Genomic DNA, 10,980 nt, shown 5'->3' with positions numbered 1-10,980 from the left:
TTAAAAACAGCCTCAAAATGCTCATTTACACCACGTAAACTGCGCTTTTTCGGCTGTTTTTGCCTTGTCTTGCCTGCCTCGCCTACGTTTTTCAGAGGTCCCTTGTGTTCCACTCGAATGACAATCAGGAGATAAGCAATGAACGATTACGTGGAAGAACTGCTGGAACAACGTGCCCAGGAATGGGATGAAACCGTGGAAGATGCCGAAGAGATGTAATGTCCCTTCGGCTGTTCTTCTCCCTTTGTAACCGCGTTCTACCCCCTCACTACCCGCTGTTCCCGTCTGAACTGCCCCGGCGCCTGTCCAGCCCAGCGCTTGAATGCGCGCTGAAACGCTGCCGGTGACGAAAAGCCCAGCAGAAACGCCACTTCACCCAGCGCCAGTTCGGTATCGCGGATATAACTCAGAGCCAGATCCCGTCGGGTCTCATCGATAATGTCCTGAAACCGCGTGCCATCCTCAATCTGCAAGCGTCGGCGCAGGGTCCATGATGGCAACCCCAACTGTCTGGCGACCTCGGTAATGCCCGGCAATTGACTATGCAGGCGCGGTGAAAGAATTTCCTCGACCCGCTCGCGCAAGCGCCGGTGCCGGGTCTGCTCATGCAACTGGGCCTCACACAGCGCGCGCAGTTGGGCATAGGTGCTCGGCGCGTTGTGCAGCAGTGGCTGCGTCAGACTTGCCGGTTCCCAGAGCAACTGGTTATGCGCCTGCTCGAACAGCACCGGGCAGTTGAACAACGCTTCATAGCGCTCGGCATAGGCCGGGGCGGGAAACTCGATATGCACTTCTCGCAGGCGGGCCTGGCCGCCACTCAGTTGCCGGGCCAGTTGTGCGCGGGAGGCCAGTGCCGAGTCGACCACAAACAGGTTGAAGGCGTTGTACGGGCTGATCGAATAGAACCGCAAGGCCGGAGACTCGAAGCTCGAATGGCCGCGGTAGTTCATGCTGGTCAGCCGCTCGAAGTGCACCAGGGTCTCGAATGCACGATTCAGGTCCGGGGCGCACTGCGCGGTTACGCCAGGCAGCCCCAGATGGCTGGCCTGACTCTGGCTACCCATCAACAAACCGATATCGGCCCGCTGGCTCAGGCCAATCGCGGCGTTGCCCAGACGCATGAAGCGCGGAATGCTGATGCGCGCCCCAGGTGTGGCCAGCAGTTCATCGCTGATTCGAAACCGCTGGAACAACGGCGCCGGATCATGCCCCAGGCCGCGTAGCACGGCTTGCAGGCTGTAGAGATAGCCGACGGACAGGTCGCCGAGTTTCATGGAGTATTCCTGTTGATACGCTGGGGAACCGCAATGGTGCTGATGCACAAACCCAGCAATCAGTATTTCCTGCAGTGAATGACTGCACAATGTAATTCAGAGTTATAAAAATGTCACTTGAAGTAATTGAGCGCCGACGGGATGCGGCCTATTGTCTCGTCATAAGCAAGCTGCCTCAGAGCGGCACACCACCTGATGACGATATAACCGGAGAATACGATGAGCGAGCACGCCCGCTATCCGCACCTGCTGGCCCCGCTGGACCTGGGCTTTACCACCCTGCGTAACCGCACTCTGATGGGCTCCATGCATACCGGCCTGGAAGAGCGCCCCAATGGCTTCGCCCGTATGGCCGCCTATTTTGCCGAGCGGGCCAAGGGCGGTGTTGGTCTGATCGTCACCGGCGGTATCGGCCCGAATGAAGAGGGTTGCGTCGCCCACGGTGCGGCCAAAATGACCACTGCCGAAGAAGCCGAGCAGCATAAGGTCGTCACCCAGGCGGTGCATGAAGCAGGTGGCAAGATCTGCATGCAGATTCTGCATGCCGGTCGCTATGCCTACAGTCCCAAGCTGGTCGCTCCCAGCGCCGTGCAGGCGCCGATCAACCCGTTCACTCCCAAGGAACTGGACGAAGAGGGCATTCAGAAGCAGATCAACGATTTCGTGACCTGCGCTACCCTGGCCCAGAGCGCCGGCTATGACGGTGTTGAAGTGATGGGCTCGGAAGGCTACTTCATCAACCAGTTCCTGGTCGCCCACGTCAACAAGCGTACCGACCGTTGGGGCGGCAGCTACGAAAACCGCATGCGTCTGCCGGTTGAAATCGTCAGCCGTATTCGTGAAGCGGTTGGGCCGAACTTCATCATCATCTATCGCCTGTCGATGCTCGACCTGATCGAAGGTGGCAGCACCTGGGATGAGATCGTCCTGCTGGCCAAGGCCATCGAAAAGGCCGGCGCCACCATTATCAACACCGGTATCGGCTGGCACGAAGCGCGGATTCCGACCATTGCCACCAAGGTGCCGCGCGCGGCCTTCACCAAGGTTACGGCCAAGCTGCGGGGTGAAGTCTCGATTCCGCTGTGCACCACCAACCGTATCAACACCCCGGAAGTGGCCGAACAGGTGCTGGCCGAGGGTGATGCTGACATGGTTTCGATGGCGCGGCCGTTCCTGGCTGATCCCGAGTTCGTCAACAAGGCCGCCGAAGGCCGCAGCGATGAGATCAACACCTGCATCGGCTGTAACCAGGCCTGTCTGGACCACACCTTTGGCGGCAAGCTGACCAGTTGCCTGGTTAACCCGCGCGCCTGTCATGAGACTGAGCTGAACTACATTCCCACCACCCAGGTGAAGAAAATTGCCGTGGTTGGAGCTGGCCCGGCCGGGCTGTCGGCGGCCACTGTCGCGGCCCAGCGTGGCCATGAGGTAACGCTGTTCGATGCGGCGGCTGAAATCGGTGGCCAGTTCAATGTGGCCAAGCGTATCCCTGGCAAGGAAGAGTTCTATGAAACCTTGCGCTACTTCGGCAAGCTGATCGACAAGACCGGCGTTAAGCTGCAGCTCAACCGCCGGGTCAGCGCCGAGGACCTCAAAGACTTCGACGAAGTGATCCTGGCCACCGGCATCGTGCCGCGTACCCCGGATATCCCGGGTGTCGAGCATCCAAAGGTCATCAGCTATCTGGATGCGATTCTCGAACGCAAGCCGGTCGGGCAGAAGGTGGCGGTGATCGGTGCTGGCGGTATCGGCTTCGACGTGTCCGAATTCATTACCCACCAAGGCCAGAGCCCGAGCCAGGATGTTGAGCTGTTCTGGAAGGAGTGGGGCATCGATACTGCGCTGGAGGCCCGTGGTGGTATCGCCGGTATTCAGCCGCAACCGCATCCGGCGGCGCGTGAGGTGTATCTGTTGCAGCGCAAGCGCAGCAAGGTCGGCGATGGTCTGGGCAAGACCACCGGCTGGATTCACCGCACCGGTCTGAAGAACAAGCAGGTACAGATGCTCAATGCGGTGCAGTACCTGAAGGTCGATGATCAGGGCCTGCATATCAGCATCGGTGAAAACGGCGAGCCGCAGGTATTGCCGGTGGACACCGTGATCATCTGCGCTGGCCAGGAGCCGCTGCGTGAACTCAAGGACGGCCTGGAAGCGCTGGGCAAGTCCGTGCACCTGATTGGCGGTGCCGATGTCGCCGCCGAGCTGGACGCCAAGCGGGCGATTGACCAGGGCTCGCGCCTGGCCGCAGGTATTTGAGTCAGCCCCACAACTCGTCATTGCGAGGGCCGCAGGCCCGTGGCAATCCACGGGGCTAGGCCGCCCACCCATGGATTGCTTCGCGGCTGCGCTGCTCGCAATGACGTTAGTGGGGTAGGCATACCCGCGTGTGGATTGCTTCACCCTCGTCATTGCGAGGGCCGTAGGCCCGTGGCAATCCAGGGGGCTTTCCTAAAGTTTTCCGGTTTTGCGCCGATTCTTCACAAGAGAGTTGCTAAAGCCTGTGGAGCCAAGCGTGGCGCGAGTCTATCTGGGGATTTTGCTGAGTATTACCTTGCCGGTGCAGGCACTGACCTTCCAGACCCGCATGGAAGATGTGCAGTGGTCGGTGGCGGGGGATCAGTTCGAGTGTCGGTTGTCGCAGACTGTTACCGGTTACGGTGAGGCGGTGTTCGTTCGCCGTGCAGGCGAGCGGCCGACCTTTGAGTTGAAGCCCTGGAGCAACCTGATGCAGCCGGGCCCGGCCCAGCTCTACAACGAGGCTCCGCTCTGGCGCCCGGGCACCCGTAGCCGGTTGCTGGGGCAGGCTCAGGTTCAGGACGGGCCGGTGGCGCTGGTCGCCCCTGAACAGCAGGCCGGGTTGATGCTGGCCGGTCTGGCCGAAGGGCTGCATCCGACCATTAAGCGCAGCAGCTTTGCCGGCAGCGAGCCGGTGCGAGTGGTGGTGTCCAGCGTCGGTTATCAGGCGGCCTGGAACGATTTTCAGCAATGCGCTACTGGCCTGCTGCCGATCAATTTCGATCAGGCTTCGCGCAGCGTGGTCAGTTTTGCCACGGGTGGCAGCAAACTGGATGATGCTGCACGGCAATTGCTTGATACAGTGCTGATCTATATCGAGGCCGATGATCAGATCAAGGGCATTCAGCTCGATGGGCACTCGGACAACGTCGGCAATCGTCTGGATAACCGTGAGCTGTCCCGTCAGCGAGTGCTGGCTGTGCAGAACTACCTGATCGAGCGCGGGGTGGATGAATCGAAGTTCAGCCTGCGCTTCCACGGTGACAGCTTCCCAGTGGCCAGCAATCGTAGCGCCGAGGGGCGGGCGCAGAATCGTCGGGTGACATTGCGACTGGAAAAGCACTGAGGTTTCTTTAGCCAGTGGCCCGCGCCCCTGTGAATCCTCGCGCTGTAACGCCAGGGCCTGTTGACGTTTCATCGCAAGCCGCGTTGCTGCGAAAAATTTCGCCAGGCTAGGCGTGGGACGCAGGTAATGGTTATTCCCTTGCCAAGTCCCACAACGACGCATGGCGAAATTTTCCGCGCAACCCGAAGGGCCGGGCCTGTTTTTGCGCGATACAGCGTTGCTCGATGCTTATTTGGCCCACCAAACCTCGCATCTCGCTCCTTGTCTCGCGCAAAAACAGGTGCCGGCGCGGTTGTGATGAAACGTCAACAGGCCCTAAAATAGCGCCTTTGGCCGTTGCCCTATCGGGCAGCGGGAGTCATCTTCCTATGGAGCGCGCAATGTCTGACGTGAAGAAAGTCGTCCTGGCCTATTCGGGCGGCCTGGATACCTCGGTAATCCTCAAGTGGTTGCAGGAAACCTACCAGTGCGAAGTGGTGACTTTTACCGCCGATCTGGGTCAGGGTGAGGAAGTCGAGCCGGCCCGCGCTAAAGCTCAGGCGATGGGCGTCAAGGAAATCTACATCGATGACCTGCGTGAAGAGTTCGTGCGTGACTTCGTCTTCCCGATGTTCCGTGCCAATACCGTCTATGAAGGCGAATACCTGCTGGGCACCTCGATTGCCCGTCCGCTGATCGCCAAGCGCCTGATTGAAATCGCCAACGAAACCGGCGCTGACGCCATTTCCCACGGTGCCACTGGCAAGGGCAACGATCAGGTTCGTTTCGAGCTGGGCGCCTACGCGCTGAAGCCGGGCGTAAAGGTTATCGCCCCCTGGCGTGAATGGGATCTGCTCTCGCGCGAAAAACTGATGGATTACGCCGAGAAGCATGCGATTCCGATCGAGCGTCACGGCAAGAAAAAGTCGCCGTACTCCATGGATGCCAACCTGCTGCACATCTCCTATGAAGGCGGCGTGCTGGAAGACACCTGGACCGAGCACGAAGAAGACATGTGGCGCTGGACCAAGTCGCCGGAGAACGCCCCGGACACTCCGACCTACATCGAGTTGACCTACCGCAACGGTGATATCGTCGCCATCGACGGCAAGGAACTGAGCCCGGCCACCGTACTGGCTGAGCTGAACCGCATCGGCGGCGAGAACGGCATCGGTCGTCTGGATATTGTTGAAAACCGCTTCGTCGGCATGAAGTCGCGCGGTTGCTACGAAACTCCCGGCGGCACCATCATGCTCAAGGGCCACCGCGCCATCGAGTCGATCACCCTGGATCGTGAAGTCGCTCACCTCAAAGACAGCTTGATGCCCAAATACGCCGAGCTGATCTACAACGGCTTCTGGTGGAGCCCGGAGCGGGTCATGCTGCAGGAAATGATCGACGCCTCGCAACTGAACGTGAACGGTGTCGTGCGCCTGAAGCTGTACAAGGGCAACGTCATTGTCGTGGGCCGCAAGTCCGATGACTCGCTGTTCGACGCCAACATCGCCACTTTCGAGGACGATGCCGGCGCGTACGATCAGGCCGATGCTGCCGGTTTCATCAAGCTCAATGCTCTGCGCATGCGCATCGCCGCAGGCAAGGGTCGCAAGCTGCTGTAAAAGCCGTTGGAACCGCTATAGGCTTAAGGCTGGACGACTGCTGAGTGCGGTCTCCAGCCCCAGCCCCTTCGGAGGAAGAAACTATGCGCATACTTCACACCATGCTTCGTGTTGGCGACCTGGAGAAGTCCATTGCGTTCTATACCGAAGTGCTGGGCATGACCCTGTTGCGACGCAGAGACTACCCGGAAGGGCGCTTTACGCTGGCCTTTGTCGGCTATGGCAATGAGGCCGAGCAGGCCGTGCTGGAGCTGACCCACAACTGGGATACCGATCATTACGACCTGGGCAGTGGTTACGGCCATATCGCCATTGAGGTCAAGGATGTCTACAAGGCCTGCGAGCAGATCAAGGCTGCTGGCGGCAAGGTGGTACGCGAGGCCGGGCCGATGAAACACGGCACCAGTATTCTGGCCTTCGTCGAAGATCCGGACGGTTACCGGATTGAGCTGTTATCCGGGCGTTCCAGCCCAGCCTCAAGTTGATCAACGGCATGCGCCTCCCCTGAGAGCAATCCACGTCAGATCAGCCAGGAGAAGCACATGCTTTGGGGGTTTTTGGTCACGTTGCTCCTGTTGGTTCTGTTGCTGACCCGGTTGAGCTATTTCCGTCGCCGTCAGTTGGCGCGTCGCCAACATACCCAGATTCTCGATCAGATCCGCCTGTTGCGTCTGTTGCTCGAACAACTCCAGCGCCACCGGGGCCTTTGCTATGGCTCCATGTCCGGTGAGCCCGGATTGGAGGCTCAGCGTTGGTCGGTCAGCCAGCAGGTCGACGCCTTGCTGAAGCAGGCCAAGGTCCATGAGGCCAGCCTGTTCTGGTATCCCGGCTGGCACCATGTGCTGGCCGGCTGGCAGGAAGTGGATGCCCAGCGCGAGCAAGCCAGTGCCGAACAAGTGTTGTTGCTGCATAACCGAATGATCGCTCAACTGCTCGATACCATTGAGGAAATGGCCGGCAAGCAGGACCTGGTCTGTCTGGGGCATCTGGTGCCGCAAACCGAAGGGTTATGGCTGGAGCTGCTGCAGAATGCTGAATTGCTGGGGCAGGCCCGGGCAATCGGCACGGGTATCGCCGCGCGGCGGCAGAATAGTGCATTGCAACGTGAAGAGTTGCAGCGCCTGGCTGAACAGATACGCTTGCGTGCCTATGGAGTGCCGGCCCGGCTGTATAGCGATGCGTTGCTGCGCACTCAGATGGCGGCTGCGGTGCGCGAGGCCGAAGACAGCCTGGATGCGCTGCTGCAATTGATCGAGGACCTGCTTGAGAGCGAAAAAGGCCCGCTCGTGCGCGCGCAGAACTATTTCCAGACCGCGACCCGGACCATCAGCGCCCAACTGGCGCTGGCCGACATGCTGCTTGAGCGCCTGCAGCAGAACGTTCTCAGCCCAGCGTGATGCCGCGAATGCGGGCCGCCATATCGGCGGCGTAGAGGTCTGTCATCCCGGCGATAAAGTCGATCACCCGCAGGTAGCTGCGATACAGGTCCCAGTCCTCACGCGGGGCATTATTACCCATCAAATCCAGAATGCGTCGGTGCTTGAAGCTCAGGTGCTGGCCGGCATGCAGTTCATTGACCGCACCGCAGAAGGCGTCCAGCAAGGTTTCCAGGGTGCTGTAGGCGCCGATTTCATGCAGGGTCTTGCGTTTGTCCTGGAAAATCCGTTCGCGGGCCATGGCCTTGGCGGTTTGCACGCAGTCGCGGGCCAACGGGTGCATATGTTCAACCAGATCGCCCGGCAGGGTGCCACTGAGCAGCGCCGGCTGCTGACGAATGAACGCCTCGGCAGCGGCGTTGACCAAGTGTTCAATGGCCTTGCCGCGCAGGATCGCCAGCTTGCGCCGGGTTGAGTCTTTGGGGCCCAGTTGTCGGTAGGTTTCCGGCAGGTCATCGCCGACCAGGTCGAGCAGCAGACGCTCGACTTCCGAATAGGCCAGCAGCTCCATTTCCAGGCCGTCTTCCAGGTCGATCAGGCCGTAACAGATATCGTCTGCCGCCTCGACCAGATAGACCAGCGGGTGGCGGCTCCAGCACTGCTCGCCCTGGGCCGGCAGCCCGAGCTTTTCGGCAATCTGTACCAGCAGTGGGTATTCGGCCTGGTAGGAGCCGAACTTGTGTTTCTTGTAGCCCAGGTTTTCCGCATGTCGGGCGGTCCACGGGTATTTGAGATAGGCACCCAGGGTGGCATAGGTCAGGCGCATGCCGCCTTCGAACTGGTGGTACTCCAGCTCGGTCAGTACCCGGAAACCCTGGGCATTGCCCTCGAAGTGCAGGAAATCATTGCGTTGGTCATCACTGAGCGGGTCCAGCCAGCCCTGGCTGGCAGCCTGCTGGAACCAGTGACGAATCGCGTCTTCACCGGAATGGCCGTAGGGCGGATTGCCGATGTCGTGGGCCAGGCAGGCGGCCTGGACGATCACCCCGATATCCGCCGGCTCGCACCAGTCGGGCAACTGGCCGCGCAGCATCTCGGCTACCCGCATGCCCAGCGAACGGCCGACGCAACCGACTTCCAGACTGTGGGTCAGGCGGGTATGGATATGGTCGTTACTGGAGACTGGATGAACCTGGGTTTTCTTGCCCAGCCGGCGGAAGGCGCCGGAGAAAATGACCCGGTCGTGATCTTTGTGGAAGGGCGTGCGACCCAACTCATCGGCACTGGCAACCGGTTTGCCCAGACGTTCGCGACACAGCAGTGTTTCCCAATCCATGCATGACTCCCTGTGGTTGAGCCGAGTATGCGACAGCTGCCGAAGGCTGTCGAGGGCGAGGCCCAGTCACCAAATCGGCATCCAGACATCACTGGACTGACACATACAGCTGGCAGGCTTGCGAGTCGAGTACTCATTCAAAGGAGCATGATTGTGAGACTTAAAGCCTCCCTGGCCCTGGTGCCGGTAATCTCAGCCATAGTGCTGAGTGGTTGCAACAGTGGTAGCAGTAGCAATCGCAATGCCGACGATAATGATGTTGGTCAGCCCCTGTCGCTGAATATTCTGCATATCAACGATCACCATTCCAATCTGGATGAAACCAGCATCAGTCTTAACATTGCCGGCGCTGAAACCAGTTTTGCTCTGGGCGGATTCCCGCGTGTGGTGGCCAAAATTGCAGAGCGTGAAGCCGAACTGGAAAACGTGCTCAAGCTGCACGCCGGGGATGCCATCACCGGCACCTTGTACTTTTCAACCTTCGAGGGTGAGGCTGACGCAGCCCTGATGAACGAGGTCTGCTTCGATGCCTTTGCCCTTGGCAACCACGAATTTGACCGGGGCGATGCGGGGCTGGTGAAGTTCCTCGATTATCTCGCTGCAGGTAGCTGCAACACTGCTGTACTGGCTGCCAATGTCAAACCGCAGATTGGTACACCGCTGGCGCCCAGCGCTGAAGATGATTACATCAAGCCGTACTACATTCACGAAGTGGACGGCCAGCAGGTGGGCATAATCGGTATCGATATTCGCGGCAAGACCCAAGGCAGCTCCAGTCCTCTGCCAACTACCGAGTTTCTGGATGAACAGGAAACGGCCCAGGCGATGATCAACGAGCTGGCCGAGCAGGGCGTCAACAAGATCATTTTGCTGACCCATTATCAGTATGAGAACGACCTGGACATGGCGCGTAACCTGTCTGGTGTGGATGTGATCATCGGCGGTGACTCTCACACCTTGCTGGGTGATTTCGATGCCTACGGCCTGAATGCTGGCGGCGAGTACCCGACCATGGTCACCAATGCCGACGGCAACCGGGTTTGTGTTGCCCAGGCCTGGGAGTACTCCAAGGTGGTTGGCGAACTGAATGTGCAGTGGGATGCTGACGGCAATGTAGTGTCCTGTGAAGGCGTACCACATTTGTTGCTGGATAACCCAACCCGCAGCAACGCTGCTTTGACCGGCAATACCCTGGCTGAACTGCAAGCAGCTATCGATGCCGACCCACAGCTCAGCCTGACTGCACCGGATCCCGCTGCTCAGGCGCTGCTCAACAGCTTCTCTGAGCAGCTTGATGAGTTTCGCAACAATGTGATTGGTTTGGCGGTCGAAGACCTTTGTCTGGCGCGGATTCCGGGGGTGCCTTACGGCGATACCACCTGCACCGGTGAAGACCCCGACCGTGGTGGTGACATCCCCAATGTGGTGGCCAGTGCTTTCCTGTTCATGAGCAAGGGCGCCGATGTCTCCATCCAGAACTCCGGTGGTGTGCGGATTGATATCTTTGCCGGCGACATCACCATTGGCGATGCCTACACCTTGCTGCCGTTCGGCAATACCCTGACCAATCTGGAAATGACCGGCGCGGAAATTCGCCAGGTGCTCAATGAAGCTGTGGAGTACGCCCACAGCAATTCCACCGGTGCCTATCCTTATGCTTCCGGTCTGCGCTGGTATGTCGATATGAACCGACCGGCTGGCCAGCGGCTGTACGATATCGAGTATCGGATTCGTAACGAGGGTGACTGGCAACCACTGATCGACAGCACCGTACTGACGGTGGTAAGCAACAGCTTTACCGCCATGGGGCAGGATGGCTATGTCACCTTCGGTACTGTGAGTGAAGATGGCCGTGCGGAAGATACCTTCCTCGATTATGCGCAGTCCTTTGTCGATTACATGCTGGAAGTCGGCACTGTGGCCAAGCCGGCGCTGGATGAGTACTCCACCCAGTTCTATACCCCGGCCAACTGAGTCAGTCAGAGGCACAGCCCGGAGGGAAGACTATTTCCTTCCGGGCTTTGGCCAGTCAGCG

8 protein-coding genes are annotated in these 10,980 nt (G+C 59.4%); 6 read left to right on the top strand and 2 right to left on the bottom strand.

From position 1 onward, the window contains the following. Positions 1-257 precede the first annotated feature (257 nt). Complete coding sequence (locus BVH74_RS15315) at positions 258-1,274, bottom strand: AraC family transcriptional regulator (protein ID WP_080050929.1); 1,017 nt, start codon at positions 1,272-1,274, stop codon at positions 258-260. 219 nt (positions 1,275-1,493) lie between these two features. Here BVH74_RS15315 and BVH74_RS15310 point away from each other — a divergent pair, with 219 nt between their 5' ends. The 5 genes from BVH74_RS15310 to BVH74_RS15290 all read left to right on the top strand — a co-directional run bounded on the left by BVH74_RS15310 (position 1,494) and on the right by BVH74_RS15290 (position 7,630). Further along, entirely contained in the window at positions 1,494-3,530 is a 2,037-nt protein-coding gene (locus BVH74_RS15310) for an NADPH-dependent 2,4-dienoyl-CoA reductase (RefSeq protein ID WP_080050928.1), read from the top strand. Positions 3,531-3,786: 256 nt separating this feature from the next. Next, positions 3,787-4,635, top strand: a complete 849-nt coding sequence (locus BVH74_RS15305) for a flagellar protein MotY (RefSeq protein ID WP_080050927.1) — start codon at positions 3,787-3,789, stop codon at positions 4,633-4,635. Positions 4,636-5,015: 380 nt separating this feature from the next. Then, positions 5,016-6,233, top strand: coding sequence for an argininosuccinate synthase (locus BVH74_RS15300; protein ID WP_080050926.1), 1,218 nt, complete (start codon positions 5,016-5,018; stop codon positions 6,231-6,233). 83 nt (positions 6,234-6,316) lie between these two features. Further along, positions 6,317-6,718, top strand: a complete 402-nt coding sequence (gene gloA / locus BVH74_RS15295; RefSeq protein WP_080050925.1) for a lactoylglutathione lyase — start codon at positions 6,317-6,319, stop codon at positions 6,716-6,718. 57 nt (positions 6,719-6,775) lie between these two features. Then, complete coding sequence (locus BVH74_RS15290; protein WP_080050924.1) at positions 6,776-7,630, top strand: nitrate- and nitrite sensing domain-containing protein; 855 nt, start codon at positions 6,776-6,778, stop codon at positions 7,628-7,630. Here BVH74_RS15290 and BVH74_RS15285 read toward each other — a convergent pair. Next, a complete protein-coding gene (locus BVH74_RS15285) occupies positions 7,617-8,945 on the bottom strand; it encodes a deoxyguanosinetriphosphate triphosphohydrolase (RefSeq protein WP_080050923.1) in 1,329 nt (442 codons plus the stop codon). The two genes, BVH74_RS15290 and BVH74_RS15285, sit on opposite strands and share 14 nt — an antisense overlap. Before the next feature lie 147 nt (positions 8,946-9,092). On the opposite strand from BVH74_RS15285, the gene BVH74_RS15280 reads away from it, so the two are divergent. Next, positions 9,093-10,919 carry a 5'-nucleotidase C-terminal domain-containing protein gene (locus BVH74_RS15280; RefSeq protein WP_080050922.1) on the top strand — a complete coding sequence of 609 codons (1,827 nt, stop codon included), beginning with the start codon at positions 9,093-9,095 and terminating at the stop codon, positions 10,917-10,919. Positions 10,920-10,980: the final 61 nt, after the last annotated feature.

The sequence above is a fragment of the Halopseudomonas phragmitis genome (genome assembly GCF_002056295.1).
GTDB lineage: Bacteria > Pseudomonadota > Gammaproteobacteria > Pseudomonadales > Pseudomonadaceae > Halopseudomonas > Halopseudomonas phragmitis.
The sequence above is the reverse complement of the archived record's forward strand: the minus strand, read 5'-3'. Positions and strand labels throughout refer to the sequence as shown.